Source organism: Nocardia sp. NPDC004415 (genome assembly GCF_053602435.1).
This window is the reverse complement of sequence record NZ_JBSGDP010000057.1, coordinates 15,664-40,672: the sequence shown is the minus strand read 5'-3', so window position 1 is coordinate 40,672 and position 25,009 is coordinate 15,664. Positions and strand designations below refer to the sequence as shown.

The 25,009-nt window shown below is 71.4% G+C and carries 26 protein-coding genes; 14 read left to right on the top strand and 12 right to left on the bottom strand.

Annotated elements, in window-relative coordinates; translation table 11 throughout:
- Window positions 1–37 precede the first annotated feature (37 nt).
- The 3 genes from bphC to ACWEMY_RS23190 are packed head-to-tail and all read right to left on the bottom strand — an operon-like array spanning window position 38 to window position 3,358.
- Window positions 38–943, bottom strand: coding sequence for a biphenyl-2,3-diol 1,2-dioxygenase (bphC, locus tag ACWEMY_RS23200; protein ID WP_452391708.1), 906 nt, complete (start codon window positions 941–943; stop codon window positions 38–40).
- A 26-nt stretch (window positions 944–969) separates the two neighbouring features.
- Window positions 970–2,148, bottom strand: coding sequence for an acyl-CoA dehydrogenase family protein (locus tag ACWEMY_RS23195; RefSeq protein ID WP_452391707.1), 1,179 nt, complete (start codon window positions 2,146–2,148; stop codon window positions 970–972).
- Between the two features lie 34 nt (window positions 2,149–2,182).
- A complete protein-coding gene (locus ACWEMY_RS23190) occupies window positions 2,183–3,358 on the bottom strand; it encodes a Rieske 2Fe-2S domain-containing protein (protein ID WP_452391706.1) in 1,176 nt (391 codons plus the stop codon).
- Window positions 3,359–3,556: 198 nt separating this feature from the next.
- Between ACWEMY_RS23190 and ACWEMY_RS23185 the strand changes: the two genes are divergently transcribed.
- The 4 genes from ACWEMY_RS23185 (at window position 3,557) to map (ending at window position 6,336) form a co-directional block, all read left to right on the top strand.
- A complete protein-coding gene (locus ACWEMY_RS23185; protein ID WP_452391705.1) occupies window positions 3,557–4,120 on the top strand; it encodes a hypothetical protein in 564 nt (187 codons plus the stop codon).
- 11 nt (window positions 4,121–4,131) lie between these two features.
- Window positions 4,132–4,620 carry a nuclear transport factor 2 family protein gene (locus ACWEMY_RS23180; RefSeq protein ID WP_452391704.1) on the top strand — a complete coding sequence of 163 codons (489 nt, stop codon included), beginning with the start codon at window positions 4,132–4,134 and terminating at the stop codon, window positions 4,618–4,620.
- Window positions 4,621–4,691: 71 nt separating this feature from the next.
- Window positions 4,692–5,501 carry a mycofactocin-coupled SDR family oxidoreductase gene (locus ACWEMY_RS23175; RefSeq protein ID WP_452391703.1) on the top strand — a complete coding sequence of 270 codons (810 nt, stop codon included), beginning with the start codon at window positions 4,692–4,694 and terminating at the stop codon, window positions 5,499–5,501.
- A 67-nt stretch (window positions 5,502–5,568) separates the two neighbouring features.
- A complete protein-coding gene (map, locus tag ACWEMY_RS23170) occupies window positions 5,569–6,336 on the top strand; it encodes a type I methionyl aminopeptidase (RefSeq protein ID WP_452391702.1) in 768 nt (255 codons plus the stop codon).
- Between the two features lie 30 nt (window positions 6,337–6,366).
- Here map and ACWEMY_RS23165 read toward each other — a convergent pair whose 3' ends face one another.
- From ACWEMY_RS23165 to ACWEMY_RS23150, 4 genes are all read right to left on the bottom strand, one after another.
- Window positions 6,367–6,630, bottom strand: a complete 264-nt coding sequence (locus ACWEMY_RS23165) for a helix-turn-helix domain-containing protein (RefSeq protein ID WP_452391701.1) — start codon at window positions 6,628–6,630, stop codon at window positions 6,367–6,369.
- 49 nt (window positions 6,631–6,679) lie between these two features.
- A complete protein-coding gene (locus ACWEMY_RS23160; protein ID WP_452391700.1) occupies window positions 6,680–7,447 on the bottom strand; it encodes a 2-phosphosulfolactate phosphatase in 768 nt (255 codons plus the stop codon).
- A 135-nt stretch (window positions 7,448–7,582) separates the two neighbouring features.
- Window positions 7,583–8,551, bottom strand: a complete 969-nt coding sequence (locus ACWEMY_RS23155) for an SMP-30/gluconolactonase/LRE family protein (RefSeq protein WP_452391699.1) — start codon at window positions 8,549–8,551, stop codon at window positions 7,583–7,585.
- A 10-nt stretch (window positions 8,552–8,561) separates the two neighbouring features.
- Window positions 8,562–9,305 (bottom strand): glyoxalase, encoded by a 744-nt coding sequence (locus ACWEMY_RS23150; RefSeq protein WP_452391698.1) that lies wholly within the window; start codon window positions 9,303–9,305, stop codon window positions 8,562–8,564.
- Window positions 9,306–9,399: 94 nt separating this feature from the next.
- On the opposite strand from ACWEMY_RS23150, the gene ACWEMY_RS23145 reads away from it, so the two are divergent.
- On the top strand, window positions 9,400–9,783 hold the full coding sequence (locus ACWEMY_RS23145) for a PPOX class F420-dependent oxidoreductase (RefSeq protein WP_452391697.1): 384 nt from the start codon (window positions 9,400–9,402) through the stop codon (window positions 9,781–9,783).
- A 50-nt stretch (window positions 9,784–9,833) separates the two neighbouring features.
- Window positions 9,834–11,123 carry an acetyl-CoA C-acyltransferase gene (locus ACWEMY_RS23140; protein ID WP_375928101.1) on the top strand — a complete coding sequence of 430 codons (1,290 nt, stop codon included), beginning with the start codon at window positions 9,834–9,836 and terminating at the stop codon, window positions 11,121–11,123.
- A 43-nt stretch (window positions 11,124–11,166) separates the two neighbouring features.
- Here ACWEMY_RS23140 and ACWEMY_RS23135 read toward each other — a convergent pair whose 3' ends face one another.
- Entirely contained in the window at window positions 11,167–11,874 is a 708-nt protein-coding gene (locus ACWEMY_RS23135) for a TioE family transcriptional regulator (protein ID WP_452391696.1), read from the bottom strand.
- 81 nt (window positions 11,875–11,955) lie between these two features.
- Between ACWEMY_RS23135 and ACWEMY_RS23130 the strand changes: the two genes are divergently transcribed.
- A complete protein-coding gene (locus ACWEMY_RS23130; protein WP_452391695.1) occupies window positions 11,956–13,149 on the top strand; it encodes an erythromycin esterase family protein in 1,194 nt (397 codons plus the stop codon).
- A 103-nt stretch (window positions 13,150–13,252) separates the two neighbouring features.
- Here the strand turns inward: ACWEMY_RS23130 and ACWEMY_RS23125 are convergent, their stop codons facing one another.
- The 3 genes from ACWEMY_RS23125 to ACWEMY_RS23115 are packed head-to-tail and all read right to left on the bottom strand — an operon-like array spanning window position 13,253 to window position 17,044.
- On the bottom strand, window positions 13,253–14,074 hold the full coding sequence (locus tag ACWEMY_RS23125) for an HAD family hydrolase (protein ID WP_452391694.1): 822 nt from the start codon (window positions 14,072–14,074) through the stop codon (window positions 13,253–13,255).
- Window positions 14,075–14,120: 46 nt separating this feature from the next.
- Complete coding sequence (locus ACWEMY_RS23120; protein WP_452391709.1) at window positions 14,121–15,500, bottom strand: metallopeptidase TldD-related protein; 1,380 nt, start codon at window positions 15,498–15,500, stop codon at window positions 14,121–14,123.
- Between the two features lie 11 nt (window positions 15,501–15,511).
- The gene (locus ACWEMY_RS23115) at window positions 15,512–17,044 is read right to left on the bottom strand and encodes a TldD/PmbA family protein (RefSeq protein ID WP_452391693.1); all 1,533 of its coding nucleotides are present in this window, start codon (window positions 17,042–17,044) and stop codon (window positions 15,512–15,514) included.
- A 178-nt stretch (window positions 17,045–17,222) separates the two neighbouring features.
- Between ACWEMY_RS23115 and ACWEMY_RS23110 the strand changes: the two genes are divergently transcribed.
- Window positions 17,223–17,873, top strand: a complete 651-nt coding sequence (locus tag ACWEMY_RS23110; protein ID WP_375928091.1) for a TetR/AcrR family transcriptional regulator — start codon at window positions 17,223–17,225, stop codon at window positions 17,871–17,873.
- Here the strand turns inward: ACWEMY_RS23110 and ACWEMY_RS23105 are convergent.
- Complete coding sequence (locus ACWEMY_RS23105; RefSeq protein WP_452391692.1) at window positions 17,870–18,637, bottom strand: TSUP family transporter; 768 nt, start codon at window positions 18,635–18,637, stop codon at window positions 17,870–17,872. The two genes, ACWEMY_RS23110 and ACWEMY_RS23105, sit on opposite strands and share 4 nt — an antisense overlap.
- 56 nt (window positions 18,638–18,693) lie before the next feature.
- On the opposite strand from ACWEMY_RS23105, the gene ACWEMY_RS23100 reads away from it, so the two are divergent.
- From ACWEMY_RS23100 to lnt, 6 genes are all read left to right on the top strand, one after another.
- On the top strand, window positions 18,694–19,863 hold the full coding sequence (locus ACWEMY_RS23100) for a sensor histidine kinase (RefSeq protein WP_452391691.1): 1,170 nt from the start codon (window positions 18,694–18,696) through the stop codon (window positions 19,861–19,863).
- 21 nt (window positions 19,864–19,884) lie between these two features.
- A complete protein-coding gene (locus ACWEMY_RS23095) occupies window positions 19,885–20,544 on the top strand; it encodes a response regulator (protein ID WP_375928085.1) in 660 nt (219 codons plus the stop codon).
- A gap of 64 nt (window positions 20,545–20,608) precedes the next feature.
- Window positions 20,609–21,103 carry an FxsA family protein gene (locus ACWEMY_RS23090; protein ID WP_452391690.1) on the top strand — a complete coding sequence of 165 codons (495 nt, stop codon included), beginning with the start codon at window positions 20,609–20,611 and terminating at the stop codon, window positions 21,101–21,103.
- A gap of 47 nt (window positions 21,104–21,150) precedes the next feature.
- A complete protein-coding gene (locus ACWEMY_RS23085) occupies window positions 21,151–21,354 on the top strand; it encodes a hypothetical protein (protein ID WP_452391689.1) in 204 nt (67 codons plus the stop codon).
- Window positions 21,355–21,384: 30 nt separating this feature from the next.
- On the top strand, window positions 21,385–22,977 hold the full coding sequence (locus ACWEMY_RS23080) for an amidohydrolase (RefSeq protein ID WP_452391688.1): 1,593 nt from the start codon (window positions 21,385–21,387) through the stop codon (window positions 22,975–22,977).
- Between the two features lie 34 nt (window positions 22,978–23,011).
- Window positions 23,012–24,907 carry an apolipoprotein N-acyltransferase gene (gene lnt / locus ACWEMY_RS23075; RefSeq protein ID WP_452391687.1) on the top strand — a complete coding sequence of 632 codons (1,896 nt, stop codon included), beginning with the start codon at window positions 23,012–23,014 and terminating at the stop codon, window positions 24,905–24,907.
- Window positions 24,908–25,009: the final 102 nt, after the last annotated feature.

Here is a 25,009-nt window from a genome sequence, read left to right as displayed (position 1 = left end):
CGGGTGCGCGGATCGGGGGCCTTCGGGGCCGGGCGGGTTACATGGCCGCCAGCGGTTCGCTGCCGGACCAGTCGTGGCCCCAGTAGCTGTCGGCGGTGATCTCCTCGGCGGTGTAATACCGTTCGTCGACGCGCATGCCCTCGGTGCCGAACTCGATGTCCCAGCCGCCGGGGGCGCGCACGTAGAACGACACCATCTTGTCGTTGGTGTGCCTGCCCAGCGTCGAGGACACCGAGAAACCGTCCTTGGTCACCCGGTCCAGGGCCTGCCCGACGGCGTCGAGACTGTCGACCTCGACCATGATGTGCACCAGGCCGGGCGCGCCACCGTGCGGTGCCGGGCACAGCGCCAGGCTGTGATGCCGCTCGTTGACGCCCAGGAACCGCACCCGCATCGGCCCGAACTCCGGCGGCGCCGGAATCCGGAACGCGCCGCGCGGCAGGAAACCGAGCACCTCGGTGTAGAAGCCGAACGCCCCGTTCGGGTCCATGGTCGGCAGGACCACGTGACCCAGGCCCTGCGCCCCGGTGACGAACTTCGCGCCGAACGGCGTCACGACCGGGCTGTGGTCGAGCACCGCGCCGTGGAACACCTCGAGGGTGGCGCCGGTCGGGTCCTCGAAGGTGATGACCTCCTCGACCCGGCGCGCGTCGGCCTCCTCCACCGAGAGCGGTTTCACCGCGATCCCCGCGGCCGTCACCGCCTCCCGCACCCGGACCAGCGCCGCGTGATCGCGGACCTCCCAGCCGATGGTCACCACGGCGTCGGTCTCGCCCGGCACCACGGTGAGCCGGGCCGATCGCTCGTCCATCCGCAGATACAGCGCGTCCGCGTCCGGTCCGCTGCCTTGCGCGAAGCCGAGCACGTCGAAGGCGAAACTGCGCCAGCGGTCCATGTCGGCGGTCTGGATCTTGGCGTAGCCGAGGCCCTTGATGTCTGTCATGTCGTGTGTCCTTCGTGGTGGTTCGGTCAGATCATCGAGCGCAGGTGATCGGCGGGCTCGAGGCCCAGGGAGCTCAGTGCCGAGGCGTGGTAGACGGTGCTCGGCACGTGGATGGCGTGGGCCAGGCCGACATGCGCGTCGCGCCAGTAGCGCTGCAACGGTTTGTCGGTGCGCATGGCGTTGCCGCCGGAACGGGCGAAGATCTGGTCCACGGCCGTCACCGCGCGCCAGGCCGCGCGCACCTGGGTGCGCCGCACCGCCGCGCGTTCGGCGAAGCCGATCTCCGCGCCCGCGTCGACCAGGTCGAAGATCCGGTCGGCGTTGGCGAGCAGTTCCTGACGGGCGGCGTTGATGTCGGCGGCGGCCTCGCCGATGGCGAACAGCACGTACGGGTCGTCCTTGACGGCGGTGCCCTGGGCGCCGACCCGGTCGCGCTGATAGTCCAGGTGCGCGGCCAGCGCGCCCTCGGCGATACCGACCACCGCCGAGCTGATGCCCAGCGGGAACATCGTCGACCACGGCATCTTGTAGAGCGTCTCGGTGACGCCGTACTCCTTCTGCGCGGTGCCGTCGATGACGTGATCGCCGTTCATCACCCGGTAGTCGGGCACGAACGCGTCCTTCACGATGATGTCCTTGGACCCGGTGCCGCTGAGTCCCACCACATTCCAGGAATCCTCGACGATGGTGTAGTCCTGGCGCGGCAGGATCATGTGCAGCATGGTCGGCGGCAGCGCCATCGACCCGTCGGGGTTGCCGAGCATGGCGCCCAGGAAGATCCAGTCGCAGTGGTCGGTGCCGGAGCTGAACTGCCAGCGGCCGTTGAAGATGTAGCCGCCGTCGACCGGGCGGGCGATGCCGGTGGGCGCGTAGGGCGAGGCCATCCAGGTGTCGTGGTCGTCGGACCACACCTCGTCCTGGACCTTCGGGTCGGCGAAGGCCAGCTGCCAGGGGTGCACGCCGACGATGCCGGTGATCCAGCCGCTGGCCGGGTCCAGTGCGGCGGTGGCCATCACCGTCTCGGCGAACTCGCGCGGGTGCGCCTCGAATCCGCTGTACTTCTTCGGTTGCAGCAGCCGGATCGGGCCCGCCTGCTTGAGCAGCTGGGCCGTGGCGTCGGGCAGCTGCCCGAGCCGCTCGGCCTCGGGGGCCTGCGCGCGCAGCTGATCGGCGATCGCGGCGATGTTGTCGAGAACCTTGGTCATCGGAGGTGGTGCTTTCTGTCGGTGGGGTGGCGGGTCAGGACAGGGTGTTGATGACGGCGCCGCGGGCGATGTTGTCGGCGACCTCGGCCTCCCAGCTGGTCACCGCGCGCTCGGTGTCGATCTCGAACTCGAAGCGCTTGGTCATGTCGTCGGTGACGTCCTCGAGGTCGACATAGAACTGCTTGTACCAGCGGCGCAGCTGGTAGACCGGCCCGTCCTCCTCCGACAGCAGCGGATTGTCGATGGGGGCCTTGTTCTTCCAGATCGCCACGTCCTGCTCGAAGCCGTACTCGACGCCCTGGGCGAACTGGGCGGCCATCGCGTTCGCGTCCGCGTCGGACATGCCCTGCGGCTTCTTGACCATCGCGCCGTACTGCAGCACGAAGGAGTTCTCGCTGACCGGGTAGTGGCAGTTGATGAGCACCGTCTCGATGGTCATGCCGTTGGCCTCGCTCCAGAGCCAGTCGATCATGTAGGACGGGCCGAAATACGAAGCGTCCGACCGCAGAGTCGAATTCGGGTCGTCGTAGCTGGTGCCGACCTCGATGTCGTGGCGCGGGGTCGAGCGCATGTACTGGGTGGCGACCGGACCCTCGAACACATTCTTGAAGTAGCGCGGAAACGCGTAGTGCACGTAGAAGAAATGCGCCATGTCGACGACGTTGTCGACGATCTCGCGACAGTGCGAGCCTTCGATGAGCATCGAGTTCCAGGTCCAGTCGGTCCACTCCGGGGTGCCGTAGCCCTCGATCTCGGGGATGGTCACCGCGTCGGTGGGCACGCTGGCCTGCGGGTCGTGCCAGATGTAGAGCTGGCCGTTGCGTTCGAGTGTCGGCCACGAGCGGGTCTTGGCCAGCGGCGGCACCCGGCGCGCGTAGGGAATCGCGGTGCACTTGCCGTTGCCGCCCCAGCGCCAGTCGTGGAACGGGCAGGCGATCGAGTCGCCCTTGACGGTGCCGTGCGCGAGATTGCCGCCCATGTGCCGGCAGAAGCCGTCGAGCACGTGCAATGCGCCGTCGGTCTCGGACCGGAACACCACCAGCGTGGTGCCGAAAGCCTTGACCTCGTGCGGCTTTCCGTCGCGGAACGTCGAGAGCAGGCCGAGGCAGTGCCAGCCGCGGGCGAAGCGGGTGGGCGCCGCGGCGGCCTCGATCCGGCGGTATTCGGCGGTGGCGTCCAGCGGGCGGCCGTTCGGCGGGTTCTCCGGCATCGAAACCTCCATGGTCTGACGGAGCGGGATGAGCTGCGCCGATGGTCGCGCCGCGAAGGTGTGCCCGGGTCGCCGTGTTCCCGGTCAGCGGACATGTTTTCGGTGCGACCGGGTGGTGTCCCGATCAGCGGGAGAGGAACCGGTCACAACCTGCGCGCGGTCCTAGCGTGAGGGCACCTGCCGAAGAGAGGACTGCTCATGGGTGACGTCGCGATGGTGCTCGAGACCGAGGCGATCCGGGTGTTCGCCGCGGCGGCGCGCTCGGACAATCCGGCCTACCGGCTCGCCGACCGGCCGGTGGTCCCACCAACCTTCCTGCCCGCCGACGGCGCCGTCGGCGACCGCACCGAGACCGACCACCGGTTCTTCGGCCCACCCCCGCGCGCCGGTGACCGGCTCACGGCCATCCTGGCGGCGGCACCGACCGAATCGCTGACCCGCTATTTCGACCGCACCGGCGGGCTCGTCGCCGAATCCTGGGCGGCCGCCGAAGCGCTGGTGGGCGACCCGGCGACCGCCAGGGCCGGCGCGCAACTGGCCACCTACGCCACCGACTGGCTCGGCGCGGAGAACATCCGCCGCTTCCGCACCAGGGCCACCCGGGGCCTGTCCTCGGGCGAAGTGCTGACCTGTGCCGGGCACATCACGCAGAGTTACCTGCAGGACGGCGAACCCCGCGTCGACGTCACCCTGTCCGGGGCCGACGCGGGAGGCACCGTCGTCGTCCGCGCGTGGGCCAGCTTCGCCCACGCCCGACCCTGAGCAGGAGCGTCATGCCCGACACCACCCCCGACCTCGCCGCCCGCATCGCCCGGCTCGAGGCCGTCGCCGCCGTCACCGCGCTGAAGCACCGCTACTTCCGCGCGTGTGACGCCAAGGACCCGGACGGCTTCCTCGGCTGTTTCGTGCCCGGCGCCGAACTCGACTACGGCTCGCTCGGCAAGCACGACGCCGAGGGCATGGCCGCGCTGTTCGCCTCGATCGCCCTGCGTCAGGTCGACGGCGGACCCGCGGTGCTCGACATGCACCACGGCGTGCACCCCGACATCACCGTGCGCGACGACACCACCGCCGAGGGCCGCTGGACCTTGAAGTTCCGGCAGGTCAACCTGCTCACCGGCACAGAATCGGTGGCCACCGGCGAGTACTCCGACGAGTACCGGTTCGTCGAGGGCCACTGGAAGATCGCGCGCAGCACCTTCACCCAGCTGTGGTCGATCACCCGCCCGCTCGGACCGGACGTTCGCGTGAAAAACGGCTGAATCGCCTCCGGACAGGCGTCTGGAATGGTGGAGTGTTCATAATGCACATCAACGTTCGGAGGTAGTTCGACATGACGCGACGCTACGAAGGCAAAGTCGCCTTCATCACCGGCGCGGCCCGCGGCCAGGGCCGCGCCGAGGCGGTCCGGTTCGCGCAGGAGGGCGCGAACATCATCGCGATCGACGCGTGCGCGGAATTCGCGAGCACCCCGTATCCGGGCGCCACCGAGGCCGACCTGGCCGAGACCGCGCGCCTGGTCGAGGCCGCCGGTGGCAAGATCGTCGCGACCAAGGCTGATGTCCGGGATTTCGACGCGCTCTCCGCGGCCCTGGCCGAGGGCATCGCGCAGCTCGGCCGCCTCGATGTCGTCGTCGCCAATGCCGGGATCTGTTCGGCGGCGCTGTCCTGGGAGATCACCGCCGAGCAGTGGCAGGAGACGGTCGACGTCAATCTGACCGGCGTCTTCCACACCGCCAAAGCCGCGGTGCCGCACCTGATCGCGCAGGGCGAGGGCGGCGCGATGGTGTTCATCAGCTCGGTGTCTGGCCTCAAGGGCACGCCGTTCACCGGGCACTACGTGGCCACCAAGCACGCCATCACCGGCCTGGCCAAGACCATGGCCAACGAGCTCGGCGAGCACCGCATCCGGGTCAACACCGTGCACCCGGCCGGGGTGGCGACCGGCATGCAGCTCCTCGACATGGGCCCGCTGCTGGAGAAGTACGCGCACACGCTGGCGCCCATCTTCATGAACGCGCTGCCCACCTACATCACCGAACCGTCCGATATCGCCGCGGCCGTGGCCTGGCTGTGCTCGGACGAGGCCGCCCAGGTCACCGGCGCGCAGATCCCCGTCGACATGGGCAACCTGAACCGCTGACCGCACCGGATTGGTATTTTTATACCGCTCCCTCTAGGGTGGTATAAAAATACCGACTGGAGGCGTGATGGTGGAGTTGAAGTCGCCCGCGGAGATCGAGCGGATGCGGGTGACCGGCCGGTTCGTCGCCGACGTGCTGGCCGGGGTGCGCGCCGCCGCGGCCGTCGGGGTGAATCTCCTGGAGCTGGAAGCGTATGTGCGGGAACGCATTCGCGAGCGCGGCGCGGTGTCGTGCTACTGGGACTACGCGCCCTCGTTCGGGCGCGGGCCCTTCCGCAACACCGTGTGCCTGTCGGTCAACGACGCGGTGCTGCACGGGCTTCCGCACGACTACGCGCTGCGCGACGGGGACGTGCTCACCGCCGACCTGGCCGTCTCGATCGACGGCTGGGTCGCCGACGCCGCGGTGACCACCATCGTCGGCACGCCCTCGCCCGCCGATCAGCGCCTGGTCCGCGCGACCGAGGACGCCCTGGCCGCCGGGATCGCTGCAGCGCGACCCGGCGGACGCCTCGGTGACGTCTCCGCGGCCATCGCCGGGGTCGCGCGCGACTACGGCTTCCCGGTGAACACCGAGTTCGGCGGCCACGGCCTTGGCCGCACCATGCACGAGGACCCGCACGTCGCCAACAGCGGCCGGGCGGGCCGGGGCTTCCCCTTGCGGCCCGGCCTCACCATCGCCATCGAACCGTGGTTCGCCGCGGGCACGGCGCAGGTCGTCACCGACCCCGACGGCTGGACCATCCGCTCGGCCGACGGGTCCCGCTGCGCGCACAGCGAGCACACGATCGCCATCACCGGCGACGGCCCGCTCGTTCTGACCACGCTCGACTGATATGCCCGGCGCGTTCGACCGGAGACGCGGTCAGGCGGATTCGGCGATCGGCTCGGCGCGGTAGATCCCGGCCAGCTCGGTCAGGGGGATGTCGAGGGCCTCGGCCAGCCCGACGACCGTGCCGAAGGCGGGCGACGGCAGGCGACCGGACTCGATCTTGCGCAGCGTCTCGGGGGAGATGCCCGCCGCGAGGGCCACCTCGGCGAGCTCACGGTCACCGCGCGCGGACCGCAGGCGACGGCCGAGACGGCGGCCCGCTTCGACCTGGGCGGGGCTGAGGGGGAGACGCACCATGGGTTCGAGGGTAGGGGCGGTATTTAAATACCGCAAGCTGTCGCTGGTCCTACCGGCGGGTGGCGTCGACGAAGGCGCCGTCGGCGAGCAGCGGGACGGTGTGATCGGCGTCGAGGTCGACGGCCAGGGCGACATCCTCGGCGAAGCCGATCGCGGCGAGTTCACGTCCGGAGGCGCTGTCGCTGATCAGCGCGTCCACGGCCGGTGTGCCGCGGAAAGTGCTCGCGGCGGCGTGGGCTTCGGGGGACAGGGTGAGTCCGTGCTCGCGCAGGGCCGTCACCAGTGCACCCGCGCCGAGCCAGTCCTCGATCGCGGGTCGCACCACGTCGGTCCCCGGCCACTGTTCGCCCGCCGGGACGACGGCGATCGGCCGGTCCGGGTGTCCCCACCCGTCCTGGTTCGCCAGCCATCGCGCCACCGCGCTCGCATTGCGCAGGCTCGCGGCCACGACCGGGGTGTCGCGCACGGTGGTGGCGATCGCGGAACCGTTGGGGGAGGGCAGGACCAGGCGCTCGGTGAACGGTGCCCGGCGGATCGCGGCGGGCGAGAGCGACCACGGTGTCGTGGGACCGGCTTCGCGACGGCCGACGGCCAGCGCCGCGCGGTGCTCCTCGGCGAACGCCCGAGCGGACTCGTCACGCCACCGGTACGGGTACACCGCGGTCCCGGCCGCCGTCGCCAGCGATACCGAGGTGGTGAACGAGAGCACATCGATCACCACCACGCACGCGGCACCCGTCCCGATCGCCGCGGCTCCCGCGCGACCCCATTCGACCCGGACACCGAATCCCCGCTGCTGCGCCCACTGTGGCGACACGAAACCCTCCCGCTCTCCGGACGAAACTCCCAGTCCATCACAGAGTTCCGGCATGCGCGAGGATCGCCCGTGAGCCGAACGCGGATCAGGCGTACGGGCGTCTCGGGGCGGCGACTGTCCTCGGCGGACCGGGGATCAGCGCACGGAGGACGGGGTGAGGTCCAGCGGTGCCGGTGGGCGCAGGCGGCGCAGGGTGCCGTCGATGCTGGTGACGTAGACCGACCAGCCCGCGCCGTCGCGGGCGAGGCGGGCCGAGGTGGGGCCGATCGGCGGGGGATCGGGGACGAGGTCCTGCGGGGTGGTCCAGCCGGTGGCGAGGGTGCACCAGGTGCCGGTGGTGGTGTCGAGCTGGTAGGCGCTGCCCGCGTAGTCGCCGGTGACGAAGGCCAGTCCGGACGCGGTGAGGTCGAGATCGTCGAGGCCGGACAGCAGGCCGTCGGCGAGGGTGGCGATCACGGTGGGACGGTCGGGGGCGTCGAGGGGGACGCGCAGGATCTGGGAGGTGGCGACGTCCTCGGTGAGTACCGCCTGGTGATCGGCGGTCAGGGCGAGGCCGTTGGGGCGCGGCACCGGCGACCAGGCGAGGGTGAATTCGCCGGTGGCGGGGCGGTAGCGGCTGATGCCGACCGGTGGCCAGGGCACCGAGAGCTGGGAGATGAGCAGGTCACCGTCGGGCAGCAGCAGCAAACCGTTGGGCTGCACCAGGTCCGGTACCAGGATGGTCACCGCGCCGGTCGGCAGGTCCAGCGCGCTGAGCGTGCCGCCGCCGGAGGGGGTGCTGCCGTCGCCGGTGAGGAAATAGAGGGTGTCACCGTCGAGCCGCAGCCCGGCCGGATGGTCGAGACCGGTGAGCAGCGTGGTGACGGTGTCGTTCCCGTCGATGTGCAGCAGCTCGCCGCGCACGATACCGCTGAGATAGAACCCGCCCCGGCCGTCGGATTCGAGGTTCTCCAGCCCGCCCAGGTCGGCGGCGAGCGTGTCGACCTGCCAGCCCGCGGCGCAGGCGGGCGGACCTGCCTGCGCCGGTGCGGCGGTTCCCCACCCGAGCAGAGCGGTCAGAGCGAGTGCCGATGCCGCACAGGGGATTCCCCGAGATCCACGCATGCCCCGCAGCCTACGGGGTGACGTAGGTCCTCGCCGGATCGTCGCCGAGCCAGGTGGCGAGGAGCCCGGGCGCCGCCGCGTCCGCGGCCAGGGCTTCCCGCTCGCCTGCCGTGAGCTCGAGCGCGGCGAACTCGGCCCGCCAGTGGTCGCGCCGGTCGGTGTCCTCCGCGGCGACGGCGAGTTCGGCCAGCGCCGCGTAGGCCCTGGCCCGGTCGGTGGCGGCGGCCGTGGCGGTGAAGCGGCGCAGGCCGGTTTCCAGGGCCCGGGTGGCGGCGCGATCGTCGTTCTTGAAATCCCGCAGGATGCGGGCGTTGTCGAGCACCTTGGCCAGCCCGGTGAGAGCCTTCGAGCCGCCGTATTCGAGCTCGGCGGGTTCGTCGCGCTGGATGACGATGATCGTGTTGCCGACCGGATCGACCAGGCTGAACCGCGACTGTCCGGGCCGGAACCGGGTGATCCGGGGACAGCCCTTGGCGGGCACCTTCCCGTAGTGCGCGCGCAGCGCCGCGGAGTACTCGGCGTGCCGGGCGGCGACATCGTCGACCATCAGCAGGGCGCCGACCTGCTCGACGGGCAACTCCACTCCGGCGGGCGGGGAACTGAAATGCAGGCCGCAGCCGTGCTTTTCGACGGCGCCGTAGACGTAGGGGCGGGACTGTTCGTAGGTGACGGTGTAGCCGAGTGCGCGATAGAAGACGAGGGTGCCGGGCAGATCGTCGCTCCAGAGCATGGGCACCGCAGTATCAGTGGTCACCGAGTCGACCCTACGAACAGTTCCGCGATGGCGCCCGTACCGATTCCGCCCGGATCGCCGGGCCCGCCCGCGGCCGCGCCGCTAGGCTACGGATATGACGAACCGCCTGGGTGAGGCCGCTACCGCGGACTACGTGCAGCTCACGACATTCCGCAAGGACGGCACGCCGGTGGCGACGCCGGTGTGGGCGGTGGAGCGCGACGGGAAGCTGTATGTCTGGACCGTCACCGACAGCTGGAAGGTCAAACGGATCCGCCGCAATCCCGAGGTCACCGTGCAGGCCTGCAACGCCCGTGGCAGTGCCACGCACGGCGCGGTCGTCACCGGCACCGCCCGGGTGCTCGACGGCGCCGAAACCGAGCACGTGCGCTCGTGGCTGCGCCGCAAGTACTGGTTGACCGGGCCGCTCGTGCTGCTGGCCAGCAACCTGCGCCGCGGCAAGGACGGCACCATCGGCATCGAGATCACGCCCGCCTGATTTCCCCGAACCTGTATCCGGTACCGCTGGTATCGGATACTGTGGGGCGCATGGCCGAGAAACGCAACCGCGCTGTCATCGTCGCCGGCGCGCGCACCCCGTTCGTGCGCGCGTTCACCGACTTCACCCGCCTCGACAGCATCGCCCTCGCCGGCGCGGCCGTGCGCGGCCTGCTCGACCGCAGTGGCATCGCGCCGGGGGAGATCCAGTCGATCGTCTGGGGCGGGGTGGTGCTGCCCAGTCACGCGCCGAACATCGCGCGCGAGGTGGCCCTCGATCTGAACCTCGACTTCGGCTGCGAGGGCTACACGGTGACCCGTGCCTGCGCCTCCGGCCTGCAGGCCGTCACCTCGGCCGCGGCCGCGATCGAACGCGGCGAATACGACATCATGATCGCCGGCGGCAGCGATTCCACCAGCAATGCCGAGATCAAGTTGCCGCAGAAGGTCGTGCACGCGGTCGCGCCGGTCGCGCTCGGAAAACCCAAGGCCAAGGACTATCTCGACGTGGTCCGCCAGCTCGCGCCGTTCACCGATGTGCTGCCGCGTCAGCCGAAGATCGCCGAGCGCACCACCGGGGAGGTGATGGGCGAGTCGGCGGAGAAGATGGCCCGCATCAACGGCATCAGCCGCGCCGACCAGGACGCCTTCGCCGCGCGCTCGCACCACCGCGCCGCCGCCGCGATCGCCTCCGGCCGCTTCGACGACGAAGTGGTGCCGCTGACCACCCCGTCGGGCACCCGGATCGAGACCGACGGGCTGGTCCGGGCCGGGACCAGCATCGAGAAGCTGGCCACCCTGCGTCCGGTGTTCGCCACCGACGGCACGGTCACCGCGGGCAATGCCAGCCCGCTCACCGACGGCGCCTCGGCGGTGCTGCTGATGAGCGAGGAGAAGGCCCGCGCCCTGGGGTTCACGCCGCTGGCCGCGTTCCGGTCCTGGAGTTTCGTCAGCGTCGACCCCGCCGATCAGGTGCTGCTCGGCCCGGCCATCTCGATGCCGCGCGCCCTGGACAAGGCCGGGCTGTCGCTGGCCGACATCGACCTGGTCGACATCCACGAAGCCTTCGCCGCCCAGACCCTGTCGGTGCTGAGCATGCTGGAGAGTTCGCGCTGGGCCAAGGAACGTCTGGACCGCGACGAGCCGGTCGGTTCGGTCGACATCGACAAGCTCAATGTGCACGGCGGCTCGATCTCGCTGGGCCACCCCTTCGGCGCGACCGGCGCGCGCATGGTGACGACCATGGCCAACGAGCTGGCGCGGACCGGGAAAGAGACCGCGCTGCTGGGGATCTGCGCGGCCGGCGGGATCGGCGCTTCGGCGGTGCTCGAACGGGTCTGAGCACGCCGAAACCGGTCCCTCCGCCACAGCGGGACTCGCGCTGCTATCGGGGCGCGAGGGCGCGATAGCGGCTGAGTTCGGCGGCCGCGTCCAGCATGTCGACGCCCTGGTTCGTGAGCTTGTGCTGCCAGCGGTCCAGGGCGGCGGCGAGTGCTTCGGTGCTGCCCGCCGAGCGGATCTGCCGGACGACGTCGGCGATGTGGCCGAGCAGGTATCCGCCGCGGCGGAGCAGGTGGGCCAGTTCGGCGTCGCGCAGGTCGGTGGGGCCGTAGCGGCGGTAGCCGGTGGCGGGATCGCGCTCGGGGGTGAGGATGCCCGCGTCCTCCCAGGCGCGCAGGGTCGCCGGAGTCACCTGCAGGCGGTGGGCGAGTTCGCCGATGGTGCGGGTACCGGTCGGGAGCGTGTGCTGGGCGCCGGGTCCGGAGGTGAGATGGCCGACGGCGCGGCGGACGGCGGTGAGCGTCTCGCGGTCGCGCAGCAGCCGGGCGTGGCCGCGATCGATGATCGTCAGCGCCTTGTCGATGTCGTCGCCGTGCAGGGCCAGCATGATGGCCCCGGCCGTCGCGTGGCCGAAGGCCGCGATCAGCGCGAGGTAGGCGCGCAGTGCGGCCGCGTGTGCCTCGGTGTAGATCCGGTAGCCGGACGGCGTGCGGTCGGCCGCGGGCAGGAAGCCCGATTCCTCGTAGTTGCGGACCGCCTGGGTCGAGAGGCCGTGCTCGCGGGCCAGGTCGGCTGGTCGTAGGTTTCTCACTGGTTGGAGACTTTACGGCACCCGAACAGGTGGTATCCGGTCGAAGTTTCCACCGATCTTTCAACGATACGATCGAGACACATGAGCCAGGAAATCACCACTTTCGTCCCGTCCTCGTGCGTCGTGCTGGCGCTGGGAGAGCCCGCCCACCGCGAACCCGGTTTCGCCCTGCTCCGCAACGAATTGTTCGCCCGCCTGGTCGCGCACGGCTTCCGGTCGATCGCCCTCGAATCCGATCGCGTCGCCGCCCTCGCGGTGAACGACTACGTGTGCGGTGGGCCCGGCACCCTCGACGAGGTGCTGTCGGCGGGCTTCTCCCACGGCTTCGGTGAGACGGCGGCCAACCGCGAGCTGGTCATCTGGCTGCGCGCCCACAACGCGGGGCGGCCCGCCGCCGAACAGGTCACCGTCCACGGCTTCGACGCGCCGATGGAAACCATGAGCGCCCCCAGCCCGCGCCGCTACCTCGAATTCGTCCGCGACTACCTGGATCTCGACCTCGACGTCACCGACCTCGCCGGCGCGGACGAACGGTGGAGCCGCACCGAAGCGGTCCTGGACCCGGCCCGCTCCCCGGGCGCGACCCCCGAGGCCGACCGCCTGCGCGTGCTGGCCGACGACCTGCTCGTCACCCTGCACACCCGGGCACCCGAACGGATCGCCACCACCTCCTACGCCGAATGGCGCAGGGCGGCAACCCATCTCACCGCCGCGCTGGCCCTGCTGCGCTATCACCGGGTGGCCGCCCAGCCCCTGGAAGCCTCGGCGCGCTGGTCCCGCCTCTCGGCCACCCGCGACGCCCTCATGGCCCAGAACATCCTCGACCTCCGCACCGACGAAACCCGCCGCGGGCCGACCCTGGTCTACGCGCACAACCTGCACCTGCGCCGCACCCCGAGCACCATGCGCATGGGACCCATGGACCTCACCTGGGCCGGTGCGGGCGAGATCCTCGGCGCGCTCCTGGGTGAGCAGTACACGGTGGTACTCGGCAGCCTCGGCCGCAGCGCCACCCTCGGCCTCGCCGATCCCGCACCGGGCACCTACGAGGCAGCGCTCCAGGACGACACCGGAACCTGGAGTCTCAGCGCGACATCCACCCTCCGCCCGGCGCAGACCCGCACCGACACCACTCCCGACCAGGGCTACTTCCCGCTCGACCCGGACACCATCGCCGGAGCCGACGCCCTCCTGCACCTGAGCGCGGGTCGGCCGACACCCGACGCCGGCTATGAGCACTACATCGATCGCGCGCGCCGCGGGGCACTCGGGTAACCGGCGCCCGGCGTCGGGCGCCGCCGCCGGACCACCGCCTGGTGACCCGGCGCGGGTACGCCCGTGGGGATGACCGGCGCCCTGCGGGACGATCCGGCGACGTTCAGGACGCGGCCAGCTCCTCGAGGTACTCGGCGACCCCGTCCTCGTCGTTGCTCGCCAGCACCCGATCGGCCAGGGCGAGCACTTCGGGGCGGGCGTTGGCGGGGGCCAGTGCGGTGCCCGCCCAGGTGAGCATGGCGATGTCGTTGGTGGCGTCCCCGGCGGCGGCCACCTCGGCCAGGTCGATGCCGTCGACGGCGCACAACCGTGCCAGCGCACTGGCCTTCGACACGCCCGCCGCGGCCATCTCCATGTACGGCGCCCCGGAATGGGTGAGCTCCACCCCGCCGACGCCCGCGGCGGCCGTGGCCCGGTACAGCTCCGCGCCGGTCACCTCCGGATGCCGGGCCACGATCTTCACCATGGGCTCCGATCGTGCGGGCAGCACGTCGGCCACCGTCATCTCCCGCGGGTCGCGGTGGTGATCGGTGAAGGCGCACAGCGCGGCGTAGGCGGGTTCGGCGACGAACTGGCTCACGGTCGCGCCCACCGTCGCGAACACGACACCGGGAATCAAGGCGCGGATGCGGGTCATCGCGGCCACGGCGGACTCGGTGTCGATGGCGACGGTGTCGACGATCTCGGGCTCACCGGTGGCCAGGTCCAGCAGCACGGCGCCGTTGGCGCACACCACCTTCCCGCGGAAACCACACGATTGCGCGAACTCGTGCACCGAGTGCCGGGCCCGCGCGGTCGCCCACACCACCTCGATCCCCGCCCGCTGGGCCGCGGCCATGGCAGCGGCCGTGCGCGGCGAGATGCTGCGGTCCGAACGCAGCAGGGTGCCGTCGAGGTCGGTGGCGAACAGCCGGATGCGAGTCACCCGACCATGCTGTCACGACCGGCTGGAGCCCCGGTCGAGCGGTGGATCAGGTGGCCTGACTCACCGAGGACATGTGGAAGTCCGGGATCCGCAGCGGCGGCATGGCCGCCCGGCTGAACCAGTCCTTCCACTCGCGCGGCAGGGTGACCTGGGTAGCGCCCGCCTCCGAGACCCGGCGCAGCAGATCCAGGGGACTCTCGTTGAAGCGGAAGTTGTTCACCGCCCCGGTCACCTCCCCGTTCTCGACCAGATACACACCGTCGCGGGTCAGGCCGGTCAGTAGCAGCGAGGCCGGATCGACCTCGCGGATGTACCACAGGCAGGTGAGCAGCAGCCCGCGTTCGGTGCGGGCGATCATGTCGTCCAGCGACGCGTCGCTGCCGCCGGTGAGCAGCAGGTTCTCGCCGGGAACCGTGGCGGGCGCGTCGAATTCCGCGGCGGTGGCCCGCGGATAGACCAGCGACTCGATCACCCCCGACCCGATCCAGTCCACCCGCCGCGCCGGCAGGCCGTTGTCGAACACCGACAGCGCCTCCGACGACGACGGGGTCGCCACGAACGGCCGGTACTCCAGACCGTTCGCGCCCGGATCGGAGTACAGCGTGATCGGAATGTCGGTGAGCCGTTCACCGATCCGGGTGCCGCCCGCGCGGGCGAAGGCGGTGTGGCCCTCGTGCGCGCCCCGGCCCTCCATGCTCCAGGACAGGTAGATCATCAGATCGGCCACCGCCGAGGGCGGCAGCAGCGTCTCGTAGCGGCCCGCGGGCAGCTCCACCCGGCGCCGCGCCCAGTCGAGCCTGCGCGAGAGCTCGGCGAGCAGCCCGGGAGTGTCGACATCGGTGAAATCGGTGGTGCCGACCCCGACCCACGCACTCGCCAGATCGGCGCCCTCGCCGCGTTTTCCGTTGATCTCCACCGAGCCGGTGGGCTGGCGGAACCGGCGCCGGATACCGGTGGAGGTGCCCAGCCAGGTGGTGTGCACCTGGTGGTGGGCGAAGCCGTAGAGGCGGTCGGTGCCGTCGAAACCGGTCGACAGGTCGCGGGCCAGGCCGGTGAACACGTCGATCGCGGTGGTGCCGGGCGCGTCGTCCCAGGTGGCGGTGTCGTCGTCGGCCGGTTCCAGCAGCGGCACGGCGTCGCGGGCCGGGGTCGCCGCGCGGGCGGCCTGCTCGCTCGCGCGCACCACGGCCTCGATGTCGTCCGGATCGACACTCGTGGAGCTGATACTGCCGACCCGCGCGGAGTTCGGGCCGTCACGCAGGATCGAGATCACCGCCCAGTCCCGCGAGACCGAGGACCCGTTGGTGGTCATCGAATTGCCCGCCCAGCGCAGCGACGCCTCGTGCGCGTCGGTGACGATCACGATCGCCTCGTCGGCCTTGGACGCCGCCAGCGCCCGCTCGACCACCGCGCCCGCCGGGAACACACCCGCTCCGGTCACTGTCCGCCCTCCGTCCGGGTGTTGAGAATATTGACCCCGCGCACCAGCACCGAGGGGCAGCCGTGACTGACCGCCGCCACCTGACCCGGCTGGGCCTTCCCGCAGTTGAACGCCCCACCGAGCTGCCAGGTACTCGGCCCGCCGACGGCCTCCATCGACCCCCAGAAATCGGTGGTCGTGGCCTGATAGGCGACATCGCGCACCTGACCGGCCAGCTCCCCGTCGCGGATCCGGAAGAACCGCTGCCCGGTGAACTGGAAGTTGTAGCGCTGCATGTCGATCGACCAGGATTTGTCGCCGACGATATAGAGCCCGTCCTCGACCCGGGAGATGAGTTCGGCCGTGCTGGTGTCGCGCACCGGATCCGGTTGCAGCGACACGTTCGCCATCCGCTGGATCGGCACGTGGTGCGGGGAATCGGCGTAGGAGCAGCCGTTGGAACGGTCCAGCCCGAGGCGCGGGGCGAAGACCCGGTCGAGCTGATAGCCGACCAGCACACCGTCGCGCACCAGATCCCAGCGCTGCCCGGCCACCCCCTCGTCGTCGTAACCGACGGTCGCCAGCCCGTTGACCTGGGTGCGATCACCGGTGACGTGCATGATCGGCGTGCCGTAACGCAGCGTGCCCAGCTGGTCGGGAGTGGCGAAAGAAGTGCCAGCGTAGGCGGATTCGTAGCCGATGGCGCGATCGTATTCGGTGGCGTGGCCGATGGATTCGTGGATGGTGAGCCACAGATTGGTCGGGTCGATCACCAGATCGGTGGGCCCGGCGACGACGCTGGGCGCCTTCACCTTCTCGGCCAGCCAGCCGGGGATCCGCGCGAGTTCGCCGGTCCAGTCCCAGGTTCCGTCGGCGCCGGTGACGTACTCCCAGCCGCGGCCCGCGGGCGCGGCGAGAGTGCGCATGGTCTCGAACACCCCGGCCGCCGAATCGACGGTCACCGCTTCGAGTTGCGGATGCAGACGCACCCGCTGCTGGGTGATCGCCGAGCCCGCGGTGTCGGCGTAGAAACTCTGCTCCTTGACCTGCAGCACCGAGGCCGTCACGTGGTCGACACCGTCGGCGCTCGACAGCCGCTCCGAATAGTCCTGCAGCAGCGCCACTTTCTCCGCCGTCGGCACCGCGAACGGGTCCAGGTCGTAGGCCGACACCCAGGACACGTCGTCGTAGCGTGGCTCGTCGGCGAGCTCGACACGCTCCCGGTTGAGCGCGCGCAGGGTGCGCGCGACGGTGACCGCGCGGCGCGCCACCTCCGCGGCGGTCTCGGGGGTGAGCGCGGCATGGGAGGCGAAACCCCAGGTGCCGTCGACGATCACGCGCACCGCCAGCCCCACCTCGGTCGCGTCGGTGACCGCCTCGACCCGGCCGTCGCGCAGCCGGATCGATTGCGTCACCAGGCGTTGCACCCGCAGGTCGGCGTGCTCGGCACCGGCCGCGCGCGCCGCCGAGAGCGCCGCCTCGGCGAGGGCGCCGAGACCGAGCGCGCGGAACTCCTCGTCCACATCCCTGGAAGTCGTGGTATCGCTCACCGGACCTACGCTAGCCGGTGGCACCGACACGCGGGAGCCGTGCGCGCGAACGTGTCCGCTGCCAGTGCGGATTTCGCGCCACCGGGCGCGAAAACCCGGTCCCGGCAAGCGCCGACGCGGACGCGCGGGACCGCGCTCCTCCCGCCGGGAACAGCGCGGATGCCGTAGGGTGCCCGCCGTGCCGCCTTCCGCCCTGCGTGATCGAAAAAGGGAACGAACCCGCCGTGCGATTCTGCTGGCCGCGGTCGACTTGTTCGAGGCCGGCGGCTATGAGGAGACGACGGTGGCCGACATCGCGGCCGAGGCCGAGGTCGGCACCCGGACCTTCTTCAACTACTTCGCCAGCAAGGAAGAACTGCTCTTCCCCGAACCCGACGACCGGGTCCGCGCGGCGGTGGCCGCCATCGCCACCCGGCGCCCCGGCGAACGCCCGGTGGAGGTGCTGCTGCGGGCGCTGCGCGCCGCGGGCGACAACCTCGGCGAGCACCGCGCGGGCGACCTGAGCTCGCGCATCGCCGCCCTGCGCGCGCAGGTCTCGCGGACGGTGCCCGCGGTGAGCGGACGCGCCGCGCACGCCCAGCTGATCGCCCAGCGCGAGATCGCCCGTCAGCTGCACGCCGCCTTCCCACACGAACTCGACGAGATCGGCGCCGCGGCCCTGGTCGGCGCGGTGGTCGGTGCCGTCTCGGGCGCGCTGACGGTGCTGTTCCAGCAACCACAGCACAGCATCGAGGACGGCGAACACCTGCACCGCAAGATCCACGAGACCACCTCGCGGGTCCTGCAGCCGTGGCTGACCGCCGCGGCGCCGGTCGAACCGGTCCGCTAACCGAACTGCTGCCAGCCCAGCCGGATCACCATCACCACCACCACGACCAGCAGCACGATCCGCACGAAGCCGGCGCCGCGGGCCAGCGCCATGCGCGAACCCACCAGCGCACCGGCCACGTTCGCCACCGCCATGCCCGCCCCGAGACCCCACAGGATGTGCCCGGTCGTGCCGAGGAACAGCAGCGCGCCCACATTCGACCCGCAGTTGATCACCTTCGCCATCGCCGCCGCCCGCACGAACTCGGTGCCGAGCAGAGTCGCGAAGGTGATGATCAGGAAGGTGCCGGTGCCGGGCCCGAGCAGGCCGTCGTAGAGGCCGATCAAGCCCGCGGCCAGCCCGACCACCAGGATCACCTTGCGCCGCGTCGGCGGATGGGTGGCCATCGTCATGCCCACCGAGGGACGCAGTGTGACGAACACCGCCACCCCGACCAGCACCACCATGACCAGCGGGATGAACAGGTCGCGGTCGATCAGCGAGACCGCCGCGGCACCGCAGGCCGCGGTGATGGCCGCGATCACCGCACCGGGTATCAGCACCGCCCACTGCATCGGGACCCGGCGCACGAAGGTCACCACCGCGGTCGCCGTGCCCGAGAGCGCGGCCAGCTTGTTGGTGCCCAGCGCGGTCTGCGGGGCGATCCCGGGCACGACCAGGAACAGCGTCGGCAGGATGATCAGCCCGCCGCCACCGACCACCGCGTCCACCCAGCCCGCCGCGGCCGCCGCCACCAGCAGGACCGTCCAGTCTCCGAGTTGCACCCCACCAGGCAATCAAGATCACGCGGGGAAAGCCAGCCCACGCCTAGGCTGGGCCGGTGCGCCGCTTCAGCCTGTGGCTCCGCGACCGGCCCGTGGTCGCCGATCTGCACTTCGCGATCATCCTCATGGTGCTCGACGCCTTCGGGGTGGGCGGCGAGCAGCATCCGGTCGTCTACCTGGCGTTCTCGGTGGTGCTGCCGCTGCCGTTGATCCTGCGCCGGGTTTATCCGCGCGCGATGGCGGCGGCGATGTTCGTGCTGTCGCTGCTGTGCACGCTGGTCACCGCCGCGCAGGGCGGCACCACCACGACCGGGCACATCGGGCTGCTCGGACTCGGCGTGATGCTCTACACACTGGTCGCCTACGTCGGGCGCCGCGACGGGCTGATCTTCCTGCTCTGCCTCGGGATCGACCTCGGGCTCTCGCTGCTGTTGCTGCGCGAACCGGAGGGCGGCGACATCGTGCTGGTCGGCGCGATCTACGCGCTGTGCTGGACGCTCGCGGAATTCAACGGTGCCCGCCACGCCTACGACGCCGAGGTCGCGGCCCGGCTGGCCGTGGCCGACTACGACAAGGAACGCCGCGCCCACGACGCCGTCGCCGCCGAACGCACCCGTATCGCCCGCGAACTGCACGACGTGGTCGCCCACGCGGTGAGCGTGATCATCGTGCAGGCCGACGGCGCCAAGTACGCCCTGCGCAACGACCCCGACAGCGCCGAACGCGCCCTGGCCACCATCGCGGGCACCGGCCGCGACGCCCTGCGCGAACTGCGCCGCACCGTCGCCCTGCTGCGCACCGAGCACGCCCCGGAACTGCTCCCGCAGCACGGCAGCGCGGGCATCGCCAAGCTGGTCGAGATGATGCGCGAGACCGGACTGGCGGTCGACCTGGAATTGGCGGGCGAACTCGACGACATCGCGCCCGAGGTGAGTCTGGGCGTCCACCGGATCGTGCAGGAATCGCTCACCAACACCCTGCGCCACGCCGGAGCCAGTCCGAAGGCCGTGGTGCGGGTGCACCGCCGCGACGACGAGGTGGTGGTCGAGGTCACCGACAGCGGCGGCGTTCCGGTGCAGCCGAGCGCGGCGCCCGGGGGCGGAATGGGCCTGGTCGGGATGCGTGAGCGGGTCGCGGTACTGGGCGGCACGCTCTCGGCGGGCAGGCTCGACGACGGGCGCTGGCAGGTCCGCGCGGGTCTGCCACTACGGACCGACCAGGACTGAATCGGCCGTTAGGGTAGGGAAATGCCGATCAGCGTGCTCGTGGTGGACGATCAGGAACTCATGCGGATGGGCCTGAAGATGGTGCTCGGGGCCCACCCCGACATCGAGGTGGTCGGCGAGGCGGGCAACGGCGACGAAGCGGTGCGCCGGGCGGGGGAGCTGCGCCCCGATGTGGTGCTCATGGATGTGCGCATGCCGGTCGTCGACGGCGTCACCGCCACCGGCCGCATCGTCGCCGCCGGTGACGGCGTCCGCGTGCTCGTCATGACCACCTTCGACCTGGACGAACACGCCCTGGGCGCCCTGCGCGCGGGCGCCAGCGGATTCCTGCTCAAGGACACCCCGCCCGAGGACCTGATCTCGGCCATCCGCAGCGTGGCCGCCGGGGACGCGGTCGTCTCGCCCAAGGTCACCAAGCGCCTGCTCGACCGCCTGGTCGCCGACGACCCTGCCGGCCTGCGCGACCCGGGCGTGCTCGACGTGCTCACCGCCCGCGAACGCGAGGTGCTCGAGCAGATCGCGGCGGGGCAGTCCAATGCCGAGATCGCCGCCGCGCTGTTCCTGTCCGAGGCCACGGTGAAGACCCATGTCGGCCGCGTGCTGACCAAGCTGGGGCTGCGCGACCGGGTGCAGGCGGTGGTGCTGGCCTACGAGACGGGCCTGGTCCGGCCGGGCGGTTGAGCGGGCCGGGAGAAAAATCGGGCGCTCGTGCGTTGTAGAGGGAGATCGTCCGAAAGGATCGCCCATGACCGCCGTGCTGTTCGTGCTCTACCTCGTCGTCGAGATCGCCGCCCTGATCGGTCTCGCCCAGCTGATCGGTGTCGGCTGGGCGCTGCTGGTGCTGGTCGCGGTGTCCGGCGTGGGTTTGCTGCTGCTGGGGGCGCAGGGCAGACGGGTGTTCGACCGGTTCCGGCGGGCCGCGCGCGGGGAGGTCACCGCGGAGAGCGCGGTCGCCGACGGACTGCTCGTCGCCACCGGCTCGGTGCTGCTGTTCGTGCCCGGCCTGGTCACCGGACTCGTCGGCCTGCTCGCGCTGTTCCCGCCCACCCGCGCATTGCTGCGCCCGGTGCTAGAGAAGCTCGGCACCCGCCGCTTCGGCCCGCTGCCCTCCTTCGCACCCTCGCAGTATCGCGGGATGGTCGTCGACGCCGACAGCGGCGATGTGGTCGACGGGGTGGTCGTCGGACAGTGGTACGACGACGGACACACCAGCGGCCCAAGGGCACTGGGCTCCGCCTGAATCCCGGCGATGCCGCCCGGCGGCGCGCGAGGGTCTACAGTGTCCGGATGGCCACCGAGCAGATCACCATCACGGTGAGCGAGCAACTGGCCGACGCGGTGCGCAAAGCGAGCACTGCTGCCGGACAGTCCCTGTCGGATTTCACCGTCGCCGCCTGGCGACTCGAACTGATCGCCGCAGAGGCGGGTGGGCACACGCCCGCCGGGCTGCGCCACGGCGACGTACACGCCCTGCTGTCCCTGCCGACCTGACGATTCGCCGATACGGCAGACTGGGTCACCGTGAGTACCCAGTTGCTGATCGGCGGTCGTTTCTACAGTTCCAGCTCCCCGGACGCGACCGCCATGGCGGTCACCGACGGCACCGTGGTGTGGCTCGGCGCCGAGGCGCCGGGCCGTGCCCTGCACCCCGACGCGGAGATCGTCGACCTCGACGGTGCCTTCGTGGCGCCCGCGTTCGTCGACCCGCACGTGCACCTGACCGCGCTCGGCCTGCAACTGACCGGACTCGACGTCAGCGCGACGGCCTCGCTGGCCGACCTGCTCGCCGCGGTCCGCGCGCACGCCGCACGACAGCCCGACGGGGTGATCATCGGCGAGGGCTGGGACGACACCACCTGGCCGGAGGGCAGGCCGCCGACCGTCGCCGAACTCGACGACGCGGCGGGCCCCGGCAGACTGGTCTACCTGGCCCGCGTCGACGCCCACTCGGCGGTCGCCTCCTCGGCGCTGCTCGACGCCGCCGGGCCGCTCGGTGAGGGGTTCACCCGCGGTGAGCCGGTCCGCGCCGACGCACACCACCGCGTGCGCACCGTCGCACTCGCCGAACTCGGTCGCGCCCAGCGTGATTCGGCCCGCGCGGCCGCCCTGGACGCCGCCGCGGCCGCGGGCATCGTCGCGGTGCACGAATGCGCCGGACCCGACATCTCCGGCCGTGACGACGTGCGCGAACTGCTCGCCTTCGACCACGGCGTGCAGGTGCGCGCCTACTGGGGCGAGGCCGTGCGCACCGCCGAACAAGCCCGCGCGCTCGTCGCCGAACTCGGCGTGCACGCCCTCGGTGGTGACCTGTTCGTCGACGGCTCGCTCGGCTCGCATACCGCGCTGCTGCGCGAGAACTACGCCGACGCGGCCGGCTGCGGCAAGAGCTTCCTCGATGCCGACGCCCTCACCGCACACCTGCGCGCCTGCACCGAGGCGGGCATCCAGGCGGGATTCCACGCCATCGGTGACGCCGCCGTGGACACCGTGGCCGCCGGATTCGCCCGCGTCGCCGCCGAACTGGGCGGACCGGCGGTCGCCGCGCGCGGGCACCGGGTCGAGCACGCCGAGATGATCGACGCCGCCGCCATCGCCCAGCTCGCCGCCGTCGGCGCGATCGCGTCGGTACAGCCGGTCTTCGACGCCACCTGGGGTGGGCCGGACGGCATGTACGCCACCCGGCTCGGCGCCGAGCGCGCCGCGGGCCTGAACCCCTTCGCCGCCATGGCCGCCGCGGGTATCTCCCTCGCGATCGGTTCGGACGCTCCCGTCACAGTGATGAATCCCTGGGAGCAGATCCGTGCGGCCGCTCACCACCGCACATCCGGCCACGGGCTCTCGCCGCGCGCCGCGTTCGCCGCCGCCACCCGGGGCGCCTGGCGTGCCGGTGGAGTCCGGGACGGTGTGGCGGGCACGCTCACGCCCGGCGCACCCGCGTCCTACGCGGTGTGGGACGCCGGTGACCTCGTCGTCGCCGCGGCCGCCGACACCGTCCAGCGCTGGTCCACCGACCCCCGCTCCCGCGTGCCCGGCCTGCCCTCGCTCGAGCCCGGCGCCACCCTGCCCACCTGCCTGCGCACCGTGCACAACGGCACCACGATCTACACCGCCTGACCGGCCGACCTCGCGAATCACGGAGCCGCACACCATGATCGACCCCGCCACCGGCCACCGCCCCGACGCCGCGGCCGGTACACCGGGCGAGCCCGAAACCCCGCACCCGGGCCCCCGGCAGACCTCCGCCCCGGGCGAGTCGGTGGGTCAGCGCGTCTCGTCCACGGCCCAGGGTGCTGCCGAGGAGCCAGGTGGGCGCGATGCCGAGTCCCTCGGCCCGATCGCGACGGGGCCGCATGACTCCTCGTCGGCGAGCGGAGCCGCGGAGGCGACGCGCTCGGACGCGGAGCGTACCGAGTCCGCCGACGATCCGGCGGCCGGGGACCGGCGTTCGGGCCTGGGCGGTCGGTGGAATCGGGCGCTGTCGCTGCGCGTACTCACCGCCGTGGTGGGCGGGCTGCTGCTGTACGGCAGCTTCCCACCGCGCCCGTGGTGGTTCCTGGCGCCGGTCGCCATCGCCCTGCTCACCCTCGCGGTGCGCGGCCCCGGCACGCTGCGTGGCGGCTTCGGGTACGGATTCCTCGGCGGACTGGCCTTCTTCCTCCCGCTGCTGCCGTGGACCGGCATCTACGTGGGGCCGGTGCCGTGGCTGGCGCTGTCGACGGCCTGCGCCGTCTTCTTCGGGCTGTGGGGTGTGCTGGCCCGGTGGCTGAGCGCGCTGCCCGGCTGGCCGGTCTGGCTCGCGCTGGCCTGGACCACCGCCGAATGGGCCAGGTCGAACGTCCCGTTCGGCGGATTCCCGTGGGGGCGGGTCGCTTTCGGCCAGGCCGACGGCTGGTACCTGCCACTGGCCGCCTACGGTGGCGCACCCCTGATCGGGTTCGCCGTCGCCCTGACCGGCACCGGCCTGGCCGCGCTGGCGCTGCGCGTGCGGGCGTGGCTGCGCACCCCGGCACCCCGCACCGCCGACCGGGCGGTACGCCGCGGATTCGCCACGGCACTGATCGCCGTGGCGGTCATGCCACTGGCCGGCGTGCTCCTGCGGCCGACGCTGCCCGCCCCGGACGCGGGCCATCGGTCGGTCACGGTGGCCGCCATCCAGGGCAGCGTCCCGCGCCTCGGCCTGGACTTCAACGCCCAGCGCCGCGCCGTCCTCGACAATCACGTGCGCCGCACCGAGGAACTCGCCGACGAGGTCGCCCGTGGCAGCGCCCCGCGCCCCGACGTCGTCATCTGGCCGGAGAACTCCTCCGACATCGACCCGCTGCGCAATGCCGACGCCGCCGCCCTCATCACCCGCGCCTCCCTCCGGATCGGCGCCCCGATCCTGGTGGGCGCGGTCCTGGTGAACGGTGACCGCACCACCACCAACTCGGTGATCGTCTGGAACGGCGCCCAGGGACCGGGGGAGCGGCACGACAAGAAGATCATCCAGCCCTTCGGCGAATACCTGCCGATGCGAGGTTTCTTCCGTTTGTTCTCTTCCTATGCCGACCGCGCCGGATATTTCGTTCCGGGAACAGGTGACGGAACGGTCACGGCCGCTGGGATTCCGATCGGTGTGGCCACCTGTTACGAAGTCGCCTTCGATCGGGCATTCCGGGAATCTCTGGCATCGGGTGCGCAACTGCTGACCGTGCCGACCAACAACGCCACCTTCGGCGAGAGCGAAATGACCTACCAGCAATTGGCGATGTCGCGGGTGCGGGCGGTCGAACACGGCCGGGCCCTGGTGGTCGCGGCGACCACCGGCGTCAGCGGGATCATCACCGCCGACGGCGCGCTCGCCCAGCAGAGCGCGCAGGTGGTCCCGGCCGCTCTGGTGGCGAGCCTACCGTTGCGCGACACGTCGACAATCGCTTCGCGAATCGGCCCAGCCCCGGAACTGGCTTCCGTTATCCTGTGCGCGATCGGCGTCGGACTGGTGTTTTTCCGTCGCCGCCGAGCGAATCCGACGCGAGATGCTCGGAGTTCGGACAATTCTGAATAAGCGGTTTGTTTCAACCCGGGGGAAGCGGGCGAAAGTCGCCGCTGTAGGGGTGTAATCCGTTGAGCTCGAAATAAATCCACATCGGTAGCCATCCGGCTGCCG

Coding starts and splice junctions, on each gene's coding strand:
- bphC (WP_452391708.1), bottom strand. CDS start 943: ATGACAGACATCAAGGGCCTCGGCTACGCCAAGATCCAGACCGCCGAC.
- ACWEMY_RS23195 (WP_452391707.1), bottom strand. CDS start 2,148: ATGACCAAGGTTCTCGACAACATCGCCGCGATCGCCGATCAGCTGCGC.
- ACWEMY_RS23190 (WP_452391706.1), bottom strand. CDS start 3,358: ATGCCGGAGAACCCGCCGAACGGCCGCCCGCTGGACGCCACCGCCGAA.
- ACWEMY_RS23185 (WP_452391705.1), top strand. CDS start 3,557: ATGGGTGACGTCGCGATGGTGCTCGAGACCGAGGCGATCCGGGTGTTC.
- ACWEMY_RS23180 (WP_452391704.1), top strand. CDS start 4,132: ATGCCCGACACCACCCCCGACCTCGCCGCCCGCATCGCCCGGCTCGAG.
- ACWEMY_RS23175 (WP_452391703.1), top strand. CDS start 4,692: ATGACGCGACGCTACGAAGGCAAAGTCGCCTTCATCACCGGCGCGGCC.
- map (WP_452391702.1), top strand. CDS start 5,569: ATGGTGGAGTTGAAGTCGCCCGCGGAGATCGAGCGGATGCGGGTGACC.
- ACWEMY_RS23165 (WP_452391701.1), bottom strand. CDS start 6,630: ATGGTGCGTCTCCCCCTCAGCCCCGCCCAGGTCGAAGCGGGCCGCCGT.
- ACWEMY_RS23155 (WP_452391699.1), bottom strand. CDS start 8,551: ATGCGTGGATCTCGGGGAATCCCCTGTGCGGCATCGGCACTCGCTCTG.
- ACWEMY_RS23145 (WP_452391697.1), top strand. CDS start 9,400: ATGACGAACCGCCTGGGTGAGGCCGCTACCGCGGACTACGTGCAGCTC.
- ACWEMY_RS23140 (WP_375928101.1), top strand. CDS start 9,834: ATGGCCGAGAAACGCAACCGCGCTGTCATCGTCGCCGGCGCGCGCACC.
- ACWEMY_RS23130 (WP_452391695.1), top strand. CDS start 11,956: ATGAGCCAGGAAATCACCACTTTCGTCCCGTCCTCGTGCGTCGTGCTG.
- ACWEMY_RS23095 (WP_375928085.1), top strand. CDS start 19,885: ATGCCGATCAGCGTGCTCGTGGTGGACGATCAGGAACTCATGCGGATG.
- ACWEMY_RS23090 (WP_452391690.1), top strand. CDS start 20,609: ATGACCGCCGTGCTGTTCGTGCTCTACCTCGTCGTCGAGATCGCCGCC.
- ACWEMY_RS23085 (WP_452391689.1), top strand. CDS start 21,151: ATGGCCACCGAGCAGATCACCATCACGGTGAGCGAGCAACTGGCCGAC.
- lnt (WP_452391687.1), top strand. CDS start 23,012: ATGATCGACCCCGCCACCGGCCACCGCCCCGACGCCGCGGCCGGTACA.